The sequence below is a fragment of the Coleofasciculus sp. D1-CHI-01 genome (assembly GCF_040218875.1).
Lineage (GTDB): Bacteria > Cyanobacteriota > Cyanobacteriia > Cyanobacteriales > Coleofasciculaceae > Coleofasciculus.
Genome location: NZ_JAVJQP010000161.1, coordinates 37,496 through 55,107, shown reverse-complemented (window position 1 = coordinate 55,107; position 17,612 = coordinate 37,496). Strand labels below are relative to the sequence as shown.

Sequence of the window (17,612 nt, the reverse complement as noted above, 5' to 3'; positions counted from 1 at the left end):
CAACGCTTCATAAACCTCATATTATCCTGAGTATAGATACTTGTTCAACTGCTCTGACCCAATATCCTTAATTCAGATTGGGTTAACAGCAAAATCGCTAATTCCACAAAAACCCGCCTAACCAATGACTGGTGGCGGGAGATTGACAACAATGAAGAAATCATTAGAAATGTTGTTGACGTAGCTTTTTATTTGATGTTTTTCTTATTTCGCGAATGCTGTTTTTTAAATGCAACACCAAACCCTAAAGCGGCGGCTGAACCCAGGATAGTCAGGGGTTCGGGAACTGGGGCATATTCTTGGTCAATGGTAGTCATATTGGATAAACCCGTACCAATTTCACTGGTCAGATTAATATCCTTGAGTATACTGAACTGAGTGACGGGTGTATCGAAAGTATCTGAGTCTGCTAGGTCAGGAACACTGTTTCCTGTGATATTATCGGCGAATAGTTGCCCAATGACATTACCATTCGCTGATGCCGTCTCAATAATTTCCACTTGCCCAGAATCTAGGACAGCATCAAAACTTAGGTAAAATTTATTGATAGGTACTGTAGACTCTACATCATAGCTGATGGCTAAATCAATACCATAGCCATCCTCAGCTCGGAAAAAGTCATTAAAATGTATAACGAACTAATTTTCGTGGCAAGATATTTTTCGTATCTTCACAGAATCTTTATAGAACTAGCCCTTGACTTCATCAAAACTTTATAAAGTTTTGTGTATGATGTGTGTCCTTAGCTACCTTGGGTGTCGGCGTGGTTCCATCCCTAGCTCTGGAGTTCATCTGCCTTCACGCCATGGCAGATCAAGAATGCTTGCTAGCTCAAATCCTTATCTGGACTGGGTGACGCCCTAGGATTACTGTCCTTGATCAGAATCCGTGGCAATTCCGTAAATATACGGAGAAAATAGTCCGGCGATCTCGTTCATTTCTAACAAGTCCTACTGAGGATGTGATTTGAGTGAGTGATTGAGTAATTTTACTTATTGATACACATATATATTAACCTTCAAGAATCTCTTATTTTTATTTTGATAATGGAGTAATACCTTATCGAGAGGTTCCGGCGAAACGTCTCGACAAGAGAAATTGCCAATTCCACAAAAACCCGCCCAACCAACTAGGTGGTTAAGGGCGGTAAAATGCCAACGACTGAATGGTGAGATTCTTTGCTCATCGGGACAAGGATTTGGCTGACCGCTAATCGCTATCTCCCATTGACTGTCCAAATGCTTCGTCCCAATCAAGTGGAATTTATCACACTTGAGGATAGATGGTTAACGCGGCTGTTTACTTTGGGTTTTTCTTTTTCCGCGAATGTTCTTTCTTGAAGGCGACACCAAACCCTAAAGCGGCGGCTGAACCCAGGATGGTCAGGGGTTCGGGAACCGGGGCATATTCTTGGTCAATCGTGGTCATATTCGATAGACCTGTACCCGGTTCACTGTTCATACTAATCTGCTTGAGTACCTGAAACTGAGTGACAGACCTATCAAAGACCACCGAATCGGCGAGGAAAGGAACATCATTGTCTCTAATATTATCGGCAAAGAGGCGTCCAACTTCATTACCATTCATATCTGATATTGTATCAGTCACTTCAACTCGTCCAGAACCGATAACTGCATCAAAACTTAGGTCAGACTTCTGAATGGGTTTTGTTGATTCTACATCATAGCTGATGTCTAAATCAATTCTGTAGCCATCCTCCGCTCGGAAAAAGTCATTAATCTGTAATCCTGGACTATGAGGGGAGGTTCCTGGTCCTACCCCAATTTGGAAGGGACTAATGGGACGCACATGACCATCGGTAAATAGCTTGTCACAAGTCGCATTAGGGTCACTGTAATCCTGACAAGTATACGCAAATGTGAAATTGCTAAAGGTCATATACTCATCTTGGACAGTGCCGTTATCTCGGATTAATTCCCCTAATGATACGGCTTGTGCTGGACGGGTTACCAATCCCAAAACAGCGGTAGCACTTGCGGCACAGGCGATGGCGATTGCACTTAGACGGTTCATACTGAACTTCTCCTTAATATCAAATATCACAAAGTTGACGACAGTCCACAAAGTAAGTTAGCATGAGCCAGTATAAATAAGAAAGAGTATTTGAAAGTGGCGGCTAAGAATAAGAATAGATTTTGAACTTGAGAAAAGCTTACTCAAAGCGTTCAATCTATTTGAAATCAGAAGGTTAATTCCTTTTCAAGGAAGCCGCCTTTTTGTTTGGACTGGCTTAACCACTAACCCTTTATCTACTTTCTAAGTTTATCTGCTATTTATTTAACTGGAAAGTATTTAGGCGGATATTGGTTGAATCTTTATCTAAAAAAGTTTTTGCTTCATCAAGGCTTTATGAAGTTTTATGTTGACTTGAGTGCTTTTCACGACCTACAAGACTGGCGTAATTCTGTGTCGGTTTTGATGATTGACAATTAATTGGTTAATTTAAAATTGCCCATTCCACAAAAAACCGCCCCAACAACTGAGTGGTTAAGGGTGGTAAAAGTCCAATGACTAAATTGTTAGATTCTTTGCCTATCGGGGCAAAGCTTACGTTTTATGCTTCCTCGACTGCTCTTTCTTCAAGGCGACGCCAAACCCTAAAGCCACGACTGAACCCAGAATGGTTAGGGGTTCAGGGACAGCATATCCCTGCTCAATGGTTGTCATCGTGGGTATACCCGTACCCGGTAAACTGGTCAGATTAATATCCTTGAGTACATGAAACTGGGTGACGGGTATATCGAAGACATCTGAGTCTCCTAGGTCAGGAACATTATTTCTGGTGATATTATCCGCAAAGAGTTGTCCAATGGGATTACCATTCATATCTGACACCGTCTCAATGATTTCGACTTGCCCCGAATCTAAAACAGCATCAAAATCTAGGTGAATGCTCTGAATGGGTTTTGTGGATGTTACATCATAGCTGAGGGCTAAATCAACTCCATAACCATCCTCAACTCGGAAAAAATCCTTAAACTGCAATCCCGGATTACCAGGATGGGTAGTTGGACTGACCTGAATTTTGAAGGGATTGATTGGACGAACATGACCCACCTCAAATAGTTCTTCACAAGTCGCATTAGGGTTATTGAAATCCAGACAAGCAAGTTGGAAGCTGAAATTGCTAAAGGTCAGATGCTTATTTTGGAACGTGCCATTACTCTCAATTAATTCTCCTAAAGACACGGTTTGAGACGGACTAGCAGCCAATCCCAAAACGGCGGTAGCGCCGACGGCACAGGCGATGCCGATTTTACTTAGATGGTTCATACTGAACTTCTCCTGATATCACCACGTTGACAAAAGTTCACAAATTAAGTTAGTATGAGCCAGAATAAGTTAAATAAAAATATCCGAGAAGTGGCGGCTAAAAATAGATTCTGAACCTGGGAAAGCTGAATCAAGAGTTCAAGCTATTTGAGAAGAGAGGGTTAAACCCTTCTACAGCAAGTCGCCTTAGTTTTAAGACTGGCTTAAATACTAACCATTTATCCAATTTCTAATCAGTTTATACCTGATTGCTGGGTTGAGAAAGTATTTATACTTACTTTTAAGAAATCTTTATATAAAATCAGACAAAAAGCCGCCCGACCCATGGCGGGTTAAGGGCGGTAAAATTTTCGGAACTGAACGGTTTCATTTTTGGCGATCAGGGCAAGGATTGGGCTAATAGCTAATTGCTATCTCACCAAATTTTACCTACACCGACTTCGCCTAAATCAAGTGGGATTATGCTCCTTGACCGTACAGGGTTCAGGTCACTTTTTACTTCTGGCTTTTCTTTCTCGACTGCTCTTTCTTAAAGGCGACGCCAAACCCTAAAGCAGCCGCTGAACCCAGGATTGTCAGAGGTTCGGGAACTGGTGTGGTATATTCCTGGTCAATGGTCGTCATATTGGATAAACCCGTACCAATTTCACTGGTCAGATTAATATTCTTGAGAATCTGAAACTCATAGACGGGTTGATCAAAGGTATCCGAATCGGCTAGGTCAGGAAAAGCACCCCCTGTAATATTATCGGCAAAGAGTTGTCCAAGAACATTACCACTCATATCTGATGCTGTCTCAATGATTTCGACTTGTCCAGAATCTACAACGGCATCAAAACTGAGGTGAATACCATCAATTGGTTTTGTAGATGTTACATCATAGCTGAGAGCTATATCAATTCCGTAACCTTCCTCTGCTCGGAAAAAGTCATTAAACCGTATTCCTGGACCGTGAGGTGTGGTGGCTGGACCAACTCCTATTTGGAAGGCACTAAGCGGACGAACATGACCCGCTTCATATAGATCTTCACAAGTGGCATTCGGGTTACTAAAATCAAGGCAAGCATATTGGACGTTGAAGTTGCTAAACGTCAGATGCTCATCTGTGAAAGTACCATTACTTTCGATTAATTCTCCTAATGATACGGCTTGAGCCGGACTGGTCAACAATCCTAAGGCGGTTGTGCTAGCTGCACAGGCGATCGCGATTAAACTTAGACGGTTCATACTGAACTTCTCCTTATGTCATCAACTTGACTAAAGTTCACAAAGTGAGTTAGTATGAGCCAGTAGATGTTAAGAAAAATATCTTTAGAACTAGCGGCTAAGATATAGACGCTGAACCGGGGAAAGCTTAATCAAGGGTTCAGGCTATTGAAAAGGGACGGTTAAGACCTTCCCAAGAGAGTCGCCTTGTTTTTATGACTGGCTAAAATACTAACCATGTATCTAGTTTTTTAGTTTATACCCAATTTATTTGCTTGGAAAGTATTTCTATCTATCTTTACTAAATCTTTATATAAGAAGTCCTTGACTTCATCAAAGCTTTATAATGATTCGTGTATTGTATCGTATCTTTTTTTACTTTAATTTAGAAGAGGGCGATGACAGCGGATGTGGGGCTGATGTCTTGATAGTGCTGTAACCACGTTTTTGCCTGGGCTTGACAAACAGGAAGCTGATTCCGTAAAACTACGTAAAGCACGGCAAGCCGTTATGTATCGGAATAAGCCTGTTGTACGGAGGAAAGCCTTTTGGTCATTGTACCCAACTATTTATGGATAAATACGAAGGAATTTTAAAAAAGAGATTTCAGTTTGATTCTAAATGTAAACATCTATATTAAAACTATAGATTAGTTTATAAAGTTTGGTAAAACCCAGAGACAATTAACAATGACTCAACCACAAATTGCTCCCTACGGTTCCTGGAATTCTCCCATCGCCGCCGAACTCATTGTGGCGGGTACGATTGGCTTAGGTAGTATTACCCTAGATGGTACGGATACCTACTGGATCGAAGCGCGACCCATGGAAGCCGGACGTAATGTGATTGTACGACGTAAAGGGAATGGCGCGATCGCAGATATTACGCCTTCTCCGTTTAATGTGCGGACTCGTGTTCATGAATATGGTGGTGGTGCTTATGCGGTTAAAGATGGCATCATTTATTTTGCTAATTATCAGGATCAGCGCCTTTACCAGCAGACGGGTGATGCAGAACCTCAACCCATCACTCCAGAGTCCGGGAAGTCTCTCCGCTATGCTGATCTAGTAATTGACTCCCAGGGACAACGGCTGATTTGTGTGCGCGAAGATCACAGCAGTGAAGGTGCAGAACCCGTTAACACCTTAGTCAGTATTCCTTTAAACAATAGTGACTCTATCCAAATTATCGCTTCAGGACATGACTTCTACGCCTCACCCCGATTGAGTCCAGATGGTTCTCAGTTAGCCTGGTTGACCTGGAATCATCCCAATATGCCATGGGATGGGACACAACTGTGGGTTGCGCCGATTCAAGGGAATGGATTATTGGGTGAAGCTAAATGTATTGCAGGTGGGGTTGACGAGTCAATCTTTAAACCTGAATGGTCTGCTGATGGCACATTATACTTTGTTTCAGATCGGACAGGGTGGTGGAATCTTTATCGCTGGAATCAGCAAGGGATCGAACCTCTGTGTGAAATGGAGGCGGAGTTTGGTCTTCCTCAATGGGTGTTTGGGATGTCTACTTATGGCATTTCATCGAGCGATCGCCTAATCTGTGCTTATACTTTAGAGGGTCGATGGTGCTTGGGGAGTATCGATCTCGATACGAAACAATTAAATCCGATTGAAACCCCTTATACCAGTATTTCATCGGTACAAGCAACCGAGGATCGTGTTGTCTTTATTGGCGGTTCCGCTACCGAACCCACCGCCGTAGTCCAAATGGACTTAATCAAGCAACAGATAGAGGTTCTGCGTCAATCGACAACATTAGACATAGATAAAGGATACCTCTCTACCCCCCAGGCGATCGCATTTCCCACTGAAAACGGTAAAATCGCTTACGGCTTCTTCTATCCCCCGCAAAATAAAGACTATCAAGCGCCCGAAACTGAGAAACCGCCTCTGATTGTCAAAAGTCATGGTGGACCAACTGCATCCACATCCAGTACCTTTAATCTCAAGATTCAATATTGGACAAGTCGCGGCTTTGCCTTCTTAGATGTTAACTATGGTGGAAGTACAGGGTATGGACGCGAGTATCGCCAACGCCTCCAGAATCAGTGGGGAATAGTCGATGTCGATGACTGCGCCAATGGTGCAAAGTACCTGGCTGAACAAGGATTCGTTGATGAAAAACGTTTAGCGATCGCAGGCGGTAGCGCTGGGGGGTATACTACCTTAGCCGCCCTTACCTTCCGAGATGTATTTAAAGCTGGGGCGAGTTATTACGGCGTCAGCGATTTGGAAACCCTAGCCACCGACACCCATAAATTTGAATCCCGTTACCTGGATGGATTAATTGGTGCTTATCCAGAACGCCAAGACTTGTACAAAGTGCGATCGCCCATTCATTTTACCGATAAATTGTCCTGTCCGGTGATTTTCTTCCAAGGGTTAGAGGATAAGGTGGTTCCCCCGAATCAAGCCGAGACAATGGTGGAGGCGTTAAAAGCAAAGGGATTACCTGTCGCATACATCACCTACCCCGAAGAACAGCATGGATTCCGACGGGCACAGAACATCAAGCGCACCTTGGAAGCCGAGTTATACTTTTATTCACGGATATTCGGGTTTGAGTTAGCCGAACCCATTGAACCCGTCGCGATCGACAATTTTTAACCCCTATTTTATCGGGAAATTCAACTGTAGAGGCGGGTTTAGGCACAATTGTAGAGGCGGGTTTAGGGACAATTGTAGGGGCGGGTTTAGGGACAATTGTAGGGGCGGGTTTAGGGACAATTGTAGGGGCGGGTTTAGGGACTAAATTCAGATATCCACCAATAACGGAACAACAAAACCCGCCCTCCCCACCAATAACGGAACAACAAAACCCGCCCTCCCCACCAATAACGGAACAACAAAACCCGCCCTCCCCACCAATAACGGAACAGCAAAACCCGCCCTCCCCACCAATAACGGAACAACAAAACCCGCCCTCCCTCACCACTAACGGAACTATATTTTCTAAAGTTCCGTAACAATTTGAGCGATCGCGAATTGCATAAAGGACTTGTGCAGGATAATATTAAGTATTCACAAGTTGAGTTGGGAAGACTGGTCATGGGTAGCCGACGGCGTCTTAACAAAAAAACATCCTGGGAATCGACTTCTTTACCAGTACGGAATCCTTTACAACCGCGCCCCTTCGGTAAAGGTATCCAGGCGAGACGAGCCGAGTTACCAACAACCAATGTCTTGCAAACTCGTCCCTTCGGTACTCCCAAGCAGGCATCCTCGCCAAAACAAGAGATGCCAGATCTCCAAGCTCAACTCAAACAAGCAGAGAGCTTTGGCTATAATGCCGCTAATATTCCCACCGTACCTTCGAGTAACGCCACACCGATTCAGGCAAAGCTGACGATTGGAGAACCGAATGATAAGTATGAGCAGGAAGCGGATCAAGTAGCATCTCAAGTCGTCAATCAGATTAATTCGCCTCAGAGTCAGCCGTCGGTTCAGGGTAAAACACTACAACGGGAAAATCTACCACCAGAAGAAGAGGAAGAAGAAACTCCCGTTAGTGCCAAACTCGAATCAGGGACACTACAACGGGAAACTTTACCACCAGAAGAAGAGGAAGAAGAAACTCCCGTTAGTGCCAAACTCGAATCAGGGACACTACAACGGGAAACTTTACCACCAGAAGAAGAGGAAGAAGAAACCCCCGTTAGTGCCAAACTCGAATCAGGGACACTACAACGGGAAACTTTACCACCAGAAGAAGAGGAAGAAGAAACCCCCGTTAGTGCCAAACTCGAATCTGACACTATCCAGCGTCAAGGTATTCCTCCTGAAGAGGAAGATAAAAAAAAAATTAGCCTAAAGTTAATGAGGAAATCCCAATCGGGAACAGGGAGTAGAAATTCCTCCGTTAACTTAGAAGAATCGATTCAACAAAAACGGGGTCAGGGACAATCCCTATCAGAGGATATCCGCGAACCCATGGAACAAGCATTTGGTAATGATTTCAGGGGGGTAAAAGTACACACTGATAGTCAATCAGACCAGCTTAATCGCTCAATTCAGGCGCGTGCTTTCACAACAGGACAAGATGTTTTCTTCAAGCAGGGCGAATACAATCCTGGAAGTAAGGATGGACAGGAATTACTTGCCCATGAATTGACCCATGTCGTACAGCAGACTTCACTATCGTCTGTTCAGACTAAATTAGCAACTAGTCATGACTTCCACTACCCAATTATCCGACGTGTACTCTATCAAAAAGGAGATCCAAAAGGTGCAACCGTACCGTCGGCTGCGAAAACCCTTGCTAGTCAAGTGAGTAGCGCCAAAAAAATTCAAGTTCAGGTGGGAAAGAAAAAACTGAATGGCTTTCAAATTGGTAATAATCAATATGTTGGCGATCGCCCCTATAAGAACCGTTCTGGGGATCTGCCATCTGGAGTGACTTACATGGAATATGATATTTATCCCTATACGGGGAAAAATCGGGGTTCAGACAGAATTGTGATCGGTAGTGATGGGAAAATATATTACACCAATGATCACTATACAGACTTTACCGAATTTTAGCCAAGAGCAGTGAGAATGGGTTATGGACTGTGAGCAGCTTTTTAAACCGGAGCCACCAATATTCTATGTTCAAGTGGCAAATGAATCGGCTTTTGCTAACTTGTATTTTCAGTTAACGTCAGATTATCCACAGGCGGCGATTCGGATGGTTAGGGGCAATAAAAGTAAAACGATGCCTGACTTTTTCAATGAGATAGGTGCAGCCCTTCAGTTTCCCTACTACTTTGGCGAAAACTGGGATGCTCTTGACGAATGCATTACGGATCTCAGTTGGCTCGATGGGGAAGCTTATCTGTTAATGGTAAATCAGGCTAATTTGCTTTTACAAGACGCCCCTCAAAAGGATTTCCAGATCTTGATGGAAGTGTTATCGGATGCTCATCAGACATGGCTGACACAACCTCAAATCGTCAACGAAGAGGAACACCCAACGGCGTTTAATGTTTTGTTGGGTTGTACGGATGAGCATCGTTCTGCCTTGACACAACGATTGACTGATTCTGGGGTAGAGTTTCAGGTGTTTCATAAGTAGGTGGACACAATAGACACAATAAAAGTCTGAGAAGAAGCAACTTGAGCTTGGCGATCAAACTTGACACAAACACAAAATAATGCTAAATGTCAAGTATATCTCCAGTTAAATTTGGAGGGGGTTATGGGTATCCGACGACGAATCCGTAAAAAACGGTCTGGGGAAGACGAGTTTATCCCAGCACAGAGTTTGCTACAGACGCGCTCCTTCGGGAAGGGTATCCAAGCCAGAGAAGCCAAGTTACCTGCAACGAATCCCTTGGAAACACGCCCTTTTGGTTCTCCCAAAAAGGCATCCGTTTCATCCAAGGAAACCGCAGATATCCAGACGCAACTGAAAACGCAACTGAAACAGGCAGAACGTTTTGGGTATAACGCAGCAAATATTCCTGTGTTCCCACCCAAGAAATCGAAAAAGAAACCGAAAAAATCAAAAGGGAAAGCGTCTCATACAGATCAAATCGTCACCCACAACCATCCTGGTGGAACGCCTCTGAATCAGGGTGACATTTTATCCGCGATCGCAAAAGACGCCAAAGAGGTACAAGCCGTGGGTCATTATGGTAAATTTAGCCTACAGCGTCAGCAGGAGACTTGGCAAATCAGCTCAGAGCAAGTCGCAAGGGCTTATGCTCAAGGGGTTGAGCAGTGGTTGCGAGAATGTCCCAAGGAATTAACCGAACATTATCCGGCAAAAAAGGATATCCCCCAAGCGGGAGCAACGTTTAAACAAGATCTTTTTATGGCAAACTATTTTGCCTGCAAAATTTTGGCACAACAAAGTCGAGGTGTGTTGGTTTACGAACATCCTGATGAGAAGGGATTGATCCAAAAACGAGCGAATCTGTACCGCGAGAGAATTGTTGTCCCACTTAAGCCAACCTCCCCTATCAACGCTAATCCGGCGGGTACGAGTCGGGGAACAAAGCTGCAAACCCCCAAACTGATGAGCGATCGCATGGAGTAGTCGTTTGGTGGCGATCGGGTATTATTCATCCTGTTTTAGGTGCAGTGGCGTGGTGATGAATTAAAATTACATCCAGAAACCGTAGGGGCGCATGGTGTGCGCCCATAAAATTGACAAGTCTAATCCATCCTTTTAGCTGTGTTAGTCCAGTAGTCTACAATATCTCTACAATCGATCAAGGGGGAGGGTGGGTTTCGTTGTTCATTTATCGGTGGGGAGGGCGGGTTTCGTTGTTCATTTATCGGTGGGGAGGGCGGGTTTTGTTATTCCGTTATTGGTGGATATCTGAATTGATTCCCTAAACCCGCCCCTACAATTGTCCCTAAACCCGCCCCTACAATTATGGCTAAACTCGCCCCTACAATTGTGGCTAAATCTGCCCCCTACAATTTGTAATTCCTGCCTAAATCACTCTATTTTATTCCAATTGTGAAACGTTTTCAGCAAAGGATAAAAATACTCACTATCCGAGGTTATCGCTTTTCTCGCTATCCGAAACAAATCCTGATTCTCCTGGCTACAGTGAGTCTGATTTGTACCCAAGTTGTCGCTCAAGATGTCCCCATTTATAGTCCCAGGGATATCTTTCATCCGGTTATCGCGGAAAATGGCATGGTTTCCTCTCAAGAACGCTATGCTACAGAAGCAGGTTTAGCTGTATTGAAAGAGGGTGGAAATGCCATTGATGCTGCTGTAACCATGGGATTTACAATGGCGGTTACATTACCCAGTGCGGGAAATATTGGCGGCGGTGGATTTATGCTTGTCCATTTAGCTGATGAAAATCAAACTATTGCCATTGATTATCGGGAAAAAGCTCCCCAAGCCGCCACTCGTGATATGTTTCTGGATGAAACGGGTGACGTTGATCCTGAAAAATCTCGCCATAGTTATTTAGCTGTTGGTGTTCCCGGAACCGTTGCTGGGTTAACTATGGCATTGGAAAAATACGGAACAATTTCTTTAGCACGGGCGTTACAACCTGCGATTGAATTAGCCGAAAATGGCTTCCCTGTTTCCGAATATTTGCATCGTTCCTTAGTTGCTGTGAAAGAACGGATGCAAGCTTATCCTGCAAGTTTGGCAATCTTTTATAAACCTGGAGGAGAACCGTATCAGATTGGCGAAACTCTGATGCAAAGGGATTTAGCTCAGAGTTTGAGACTGATTGCTAGGGAAGGATCAAAGGCATTTTACCATGGCGCGATCGCTGATGCGATTGTGACAGAGATGGCAGCCAATGATGGCTTGATTTCTAAGGCGGATTTAGCCGAGTATCAACCCGTTATCCGAGAACCAATTCGCGGTACTTATCGCGGTTATGAAATTTACTCCATGCCACCACCCAGTTCGGGAGGAATTCATCTGGTACAATTGCTGAATATCTTAGAAGCATTTCCTCTGAGTGAACTGGGACAGAATACGGCTCAAACCATTCATTTGATGACCGAAAGCATGAAACTCGCTTATGCGGATAGGTCTAAATATTTAGGGGATACTGACTTTGTGTCTGTCCCGATTTCCGGGTTGATCTCTAAATCCTATGCTGAACAGCTACGCCGTAACATTAATTTAACTCAAGCAACGCCGAGTCAAGAAATCGCTCCGGGTAATCCTAATCCGTTTATAGAAAGCAACAATACCACTCATTATTCAGTTATAGATAATCAGGGTAATGCTGTGGCGAATACGTATACCCTAAACTTTAGTTATGGCAGTAAAATAACGGTTCCGGGGACAGGAATTCTGCTCAATAATGAAATGAATGACTTTTCCGCCAAGCCAGGAGTACCCAATGCCTTTGGCTTGATTGGTGGAGAATTTAACGCCATTGAACCGGAAAAACGGATGCTCAGTTCTATGACACCAACAATTGTCTTAAAAGATGAGCAGCCGTTTCTGGTGACAGGAAGTCCCGGAGGGAGTCGGATTATCACGACGGTTTTGCAGGTTATTTTGAATGTTATCGATCATGACATGAATATTGCTAAAGCAACGAATGCTGTTCGGGTGCATCATCAATGGCTTCCGGATCAGTTGATGGTTGAACAAGGATTAAATGGTGACACTAGCCGCCTTTTAGAGGAAAAAGGACATCAGATTACTGTCACCAATACCATGGGAAGTACCCAAAGTATTATGTTAGTTGATCAAACCTTAAACGGTGCATCTGATCCCCGACGTCCTGGTGCTTTAACCTTAGGATATTAATAGCTGTTGTTAGGGTTTATTTTTCTTGCCTACCTCACGGTAACTTTGGATTAATCACCTGCTATACCGTAGGGTGGGCATTGCCCACCCACCTTAAGGAGCGTGCTATTTAGGGTTGATTTGGCTTGCCCACTTCAGGTTAAAATCCGCTAAAAAGAACAGGGTTTTATTCATTTTTGCTAATCACCAAAAACTCATTGGGAACGCTTGGCTGCAGGTTAGAGAACGTGGGAGTATACTGACGATTTTGATCCAAAATCTTTCTGAGTGTATATCCCCAAGCGTCGGAGAGTCCTAACAACCAAGAGTTTTTTCGCTCCCAGGTATTGCCTTGCATGTCGTCATCCAGTTGAGTCATTGTGAATTCTGCAATCCACTTGGGTAAACCGAATCCGAACACAATCGGGGTGATTTGGGCGTGGCGGAAGGTTTCATCGAACTGAACTTTATAGGTTAATTTGGTTGAATTAACAATATTGAGTAACCGACGCCCTTTATCGGAAACACTAAATGTCCACTGAAATGGAGCAAACACAGAGACTAATAATGTTCGACTCCTCGCGTCCCATTGACCACCTTCTAATGTCAGACAATCATCGGGAAAAGGATTCCCATCCATAAAAAAGACCCCTTTCAGAATGTCAGGGAAATCAGTTGACCTGTCTTGTTTCATCCAAGCGCCGATATCGTTAAGTTGCCGAGTTTCAATGGTTAGCATGATTTGTTTTTATCTTTGTTGATCGAGGTAAAACGGTATTCGCCAAGGCAGTACCTACCAATTAGTTGGCTCGCCGTGCAAAGCCATTCAATACTAGATTTGGCTTAAAGGGAGCAAACTTTTTCATATCCCATTCTACACCAGAAACAGAACGCCATTGATAGTGTTTAAACGCATATAAACAGAACAGTTTTACGATGGCAATCGATAAGGATTTGCCCGGACAGTTGCGTTCCTGATTCGAGCCATTCCAGGATAAAATATCGCTATAATCTCGTGTGGTTTTAAATGTATCTGGCTCTTCATATTTGTCAGGATCGCGATTCGCTGTAAACAGGGAAGCGACTAGACGAGTTCCCTTTTGGAATGGACATCGCTGACCGCCAATTTCTACTTCCATTGGTTCGGTAGACATTTGATTGAGAAAACGAACGGGTGGATAAAGACGGGCTGTTTCAAAAATTACCTTTTCAGTCAATTCCAGTTGGGCTAAGGTTTGAGCATTTGGGGGAGTTTGACCATCCCAAACGGTATCAATCTCAGCATTAACATTTGCTCTCAAGGCTTCATCTTGACATAAAACACCGAACACAGAGGCAAGGAGATCACTGGTTCCAGCAGTTCCGGCAACGTGGATCATATCAAACAGATTATTGACAACCTGTTGTTCATTTAACTGATGCGTCGCCCCGAACGCCAGATACTCTTGATACTTGGGAGATTTTTTGTACGCCTCGACTAACCCTTGGCGATGCTGAATGTGCGATCGCGTTTTATTTCTCAACAGTGTGTTATGAATAAGATTGGGAACAGTCGCTAATCCCAGCCCGCCAATATAGCTAACTGACCCAGCAATTTCTTCTTCAGATAATTTGAGGTTCAGAATTAGTTCGTGTAATAGGGCAACGATCATTTTGGGTAAGTCAGTTTTAACATCAATTATTCCCTGCTTGGTCGCTGTAGCTAGTCCTGTATCGACTAGCTGTGCCAGTTTCTCTGTCGTTTCTTCGGGTTCTGGCAAGGCGTGAAAAAATAACGCTCGAATCCCTGCATGTTCATCACCATTGGTTCCTAAACATAAGGGATGACCGAGAAAATAACTGCGAGCATTGATTTTCAAGGGTCCCAAATAATTATCCCGTTGCTGAGGTGTGGTTTCAATCAGTCTTTTGGCGTCAGCGTAGGAGGTATGGATGATTCCCTGATCCAAACCCAGAAATTTATCGGAGATCTGTTCCTTCCGCACATACAAATAATCTCGCCATTGCTTGGTTAGTACCGGAAGGTCTAAAAAGTAAGCCCTTAAACGAATGACTTTGCCAATGGGATTGTTCTGACCAATTTTTGCCAAGAGGCGCGAGAACTTGAGTTGACGCTCATGGACTTCGAGTATTTTTTGATTGTCCATCCTAATTCCTATGGGTTTTGGTTGCTGGAAAGGGTTAATTTAGAAGTTTATCATCATACGTATTAAACTTTATGGCGTTCAGCTCAACTTAGGCAAAAAATCTAAACATTTCTTAATGAAATGACATCGATCCTAACTAACTTGAAAAATGAATAAAAATAGTATACAGTATGAATCTGTTCCCAAATAGAGCCAGTCGAGCCAGTCTAAATGAGTAGTGAACACCAAGAGGGCTGAAAGTCTTGCCCAGCAAGGATTACTATTTCACAACTAATTTGGACTCATAAGTATTGAGTTATTTCTGGTTCACGCATTGACAAATCTATTGCTATTTGCTAATAAAGCCGATTGTTGGTTATTTGCCAATTGCTGATGGGTTAACGAATCGTCCCATTGCTCCGGCTTCAGCCTTTAGGCTATCTCATGAATGATTAAGGATTCCGGCATCATCCGTGGAAAGGCATCAATAAACCTGTAACGTTTTTTTTTGAGAAAAGGACATCAACATGACCAAGTCGCAAACGATTGTTCAAGAACTATTCCAAGTTTTAAAGCTCAGGCTAATTAACACGTCTAGCGCTCAGCAAAAACTCAAAAAAAAAGCGGCAAAACAACGATCGCAGTTAAGTAAAGTTATCGGTCAGCTTGTCTTCAGTGACACCCAAAACCCCTTACATAATATGGAAGTGGAGTTGTGGGATCGAGACATTGGTACACCGGAAGAGTATCTAGGGAAAGGGATAACGGATCGCAATGGGTATTTTGAGATTTACTATGATCCGGAACAAGCGGGGTTTAAAGACAAGCCAGATTTAGAACTGAGAGTCATCGAAATTCGCAGCAACTTCGATACCAACAATGAATTGGTGCTTGCCAAACGTCTCGCCTACACGATTAAAGGACCCGATAATGTTACGCAAAAAGAATATGACTTTGGCACTTGCACTGTTCCCTACTGGCTTTACAACGCCACAAATCCCTTCCCCCGTATTCTATTTACCGAGTTAGAGGGAACACCGGACGAAGATGCGATTGGTCGTAAACTACAAGGTTATGAAGCTGCGAATCTTTTAACCCCAATTAAAGCCAAGCATGTTATCGAAAATACGCTTAATCCGAATCAACCCTCTCTCCAGGAAATTCAAGCTGATTATCCACCCAATTCCACGATTGAGCTAGAGCGAAAAAATCCGGGATATACCCGAAGTGATGAATTTTTTGGACTGCGGGTTCTCAATGGGATGAATCCCTGCTTACCGAAAAAAAATAAGAGTAAACCGAATGAGTACAAAGTGACATTTAACTGGGATGCTTACGAAAAAGATCAGATTCATGACCTGCACAATGTCGATGCAACCTTTGAGGTAAAAGATGGCAAATTTTTACCCACATCAATTACTATTCAAAGCCGACAGCCTGATTCCTACGCCCCCTTTTCTGCCCTGAAAGAACCGATTACCTATACTCCCAAGGATGGCGATAAATGGTTGCAAGCTAAACGAATTTTTCGCACCAACACTTTCTTCGCTGCTGAACTGATTGAGCATTATATAAAAGCTCATTTGCAAATGGAGCAATATACAGTTGCTGCATTCCGTAACTTGCGAAAAAGTCCGCTCCGCCTGATGTTGATTCCTCATCTCAAGAGTTTGATTAACATCAATCGACGAGCGGATACGGTATTGGTAGACCCAAATGTGGGCTATGTTGTCACCGCTGGACCATTGACACCAGAGAGTGTGGTGCAGATTTGTCATGAGAGCATGTCGCAGTTGGATTGGAAAGGATGGCAACCTCGTCAGCCGTTATGTGAAACGCATACCTATGCCAAAATAGCCAATCTCTATTGGCAGCTTTTGACGGAATATATTGATGTCTTTTTCCAAACGTATCAGGATGAGATTGAACGCGAATGGATTGAAATTCATCGCTTATCGGATGACTTGGTTAACCATAGTGTGGCGTATGAACCCGGAAAAGACGGTGGTGGCGACGATGGGTATGAATGGTACGATACGAATGAACTGACTCAACCGAATAATTCCCGACGCACCATCAATGGCAGTCTGAAAGTGGTAAGTCCGATTACGCTATCGGATAAACCTGATGCCAATGATATGGAATACTTAAAACAGTTCTGTCGGTTTGCGATTTTCCACGTAACCTTGTGGCATTCCTGGGTGAATGATTCCCAAACAGATGCTGGAGGAGAAATCTTGTATAGTTCTCTCGGACTGCGTAATGGTAGTTTTGGGAATGAGGATGATCCGACTATTGCTCCAGATTCAGGAGAAGCGACGCAACTGCTTTATCTGGTGAATGTGTTAACGGCGATTAAGTATGGATATATCATCAAGAATGAAGATGGGGATATTCCCGCCGAATTCCGCAAAATTCTGTTAAATCACAAGCAAGACTTTGCCCAACTGGATTTTGATGTGAATAATATTAGAGCGTTGATTAACGTTTGATGGATAGTGTATCCAATCCGTAGGGGCGCAAGGCATTGCGCCCTTTATTTAATTAATTGCGCCGTTGACCCCAGCCAATTTCCAAATTATGCCCAACATTAATATCGGTGGGTTACGGCGGAGAGTTCATTGAATGGTTATCGCCTCAATTAAAGTCCCGCCTAACCCACCCTACTGGCGTGGCGGATTTTCAGCCAGGATTTAGTTACCTAATGTTACGCAGGCAAACAACCGAGTCCCAGGTCATGTACGGTTATAGATGAAC

The 17,612-nt window shown here is 43.6% G+C and carries 12 protein-coding genes; 6 read left to right on the top strand and 6 right to left on the bottom strand.

All coding sequences use genetic code 11. The features are described 5' to 3' along the window. Positions 1-188 precede the first annotated feature (188 nt). From RIB93_RS28220 to RIB93_RS28205, 4 genes are all read right to left on the bottom strand, one after another. On the bottom strand, positions 189-500 hold the full coding sequence (locus RIB93_RS28220) for a PEP-CTERM sorting domain-containing protein (RefSeq protein WP_446377912.1): 312 nt from the start codon (positions 498-500) through the stop codon (positions 189-191). A 799-nt stretch (positions 501-1,299) separates the two neighbouring features. Continuing rightward, positions 1,300-2,034 (bottom strand): PEP-CTERM sorting domain-containing protein, encoded by a 735-nt coding sequence (locus tag RIB93_RS28215; RefSeq protein ID WP_446377910.1) that lies wholly within the window; start codon positions 2,032-2,034, stop codon positions 1,300-1,302. Between the two features lie 534 nt (positions 2,035-2,568). Next, positions 2,569-3,294: a PEP-CTERM sorting domain-containing protein gene (locus tag RIB93_RS28210; RefSeq protein ID WP_446377908.1), complete on the bottom strand. Its 726-nt coding sequence runs from the start codon at positions 3,292-3,294 to the stop codon at positions 2,569-2,571. A 495-nt stretch (positions 3,295-3,789) separates the two neighbouring features. Further along, the gene (locus RIB93_RS28205) at positions 3,790-4,521 is read right to left on the bottom strand and encodes a PEP-CTERM sorting domain-containing protein (RefSeq protein ID WP_446377906.1); all 732 of its coding nucleotides are present in this window, start codon (positions 4,519-4,521) and stop codon (positions 3,790-3,792) included. A 668-nt stretch (positions 4,522-5,189) separates the two neighbouring features. On the opposite strand from RIB93_RS28205, the gene RIB93_RS28200 reads away from it, so the two are divergent. From RIB93_RS28200 to ggt, 5 genes are all read left to right on the top strand, one after another. Continuing rightward, positions 5,190-7,127 (top strand): S9 family peptidase, encoded by a 1,938-nt coding sequence (locus tag RIB93_RS28200; protein WP_446377904.1) that lies wholly within the window; start codon positions 5,190-5,192, stop codon positions 7,125-7,127. Positions 7,128-7,505: 378 nt separating this feature from the next. Then, positions 7,506-9,041 carry an eCIS core domain-containing protein gene (locus RIB93_RS28195; RefSeq protein ID WP_446377902.1) on the top strand — a complete coding sequence of 512 codons (1,536 nt, stop codon included), beginning with the start codon at positions 7,506-7,508 and terminating at the stop codon, positions 9,039-9,041. 22 nt (positions 9,042-9,063) lie between these two features. Next, positions 9,064-9,573, top strand: a complete 510-nt coding sequence (locus RIB93_RS28190) for a barstar family protein (protein WP_446377900.1) — start codon at positions 9,064-9,066, stop codon at positions 9,571-9,573. A 60-nt stretch (positions 9,574-9,633) separates the two neighbouring features. Beyond that, positions 9,634-10,539: a hypothetical protein gene (locus tag RIB93_RS28185; protein ID WP_446377898.1), complete on the top strand. Its 906-nt coding sequence runs from the start codon at positions 9,634-9,636 to the stop codon at positions 10,537-10,539. 465 nt (positions 10,540-11,004) lie between these two features. Further along, positions 11,005-12,750: a gamma-glutamyltransferase gene (ggt, locus tag RIB93_RS28180; protein ID WP_446377943.1), complete on the top strand. Its 1,746-nt coding sequence runs from the start codon at positions 11,005-11,007 to the stop codon at positions 12,748-12,750. Between the two features lie 166 nt (positions 12,751-12,916). Here ggt and RIB93_RS28175 read toward each other — a convergent pair whose 3' ends face one another. Continuing rightward, the gene (locus RIB93_RS28175; RefSeq protein ID WP_446377896.1) at positions 12,917-13,468 is read right to left on the bottom strand and encodes a hypothetical protein; all 552 of its coding nucleotides are present in this window, start codon (positions 13,466-13,468) and stop codon (positions 12,917-12,919) included. A gap of 61 nt (positions 13,469-13,529) precedes the next feature. After that, positions 13,530-14,876, bottom strand: coding sequence for a cytochrome P450 (locus RIB93_RS28170; protein ID WP_446377894.1), 1,347 nt, complete (start codon positions 14,874-14,876; stop codon positions 13,530-13,532). A 506-nt stretch (positions 14,877-15,382) separates the two neighbouring features. Here RIB93_RS28170 and RIB93_RS28165 point away from each other — a divergent pair. Further along, positions 15,383-17,347, top strand: coding sequence for a lipoxygenase family protein (locus tag RIB93_RS28165; RefSeq protein WP_446377892.1), 1,965 nt, complete (start codon positions 15,383-15,385; stop codon positions 17,345-17,347). Positions 17,348-17,612: the final 265 nt, after the last annotated feature.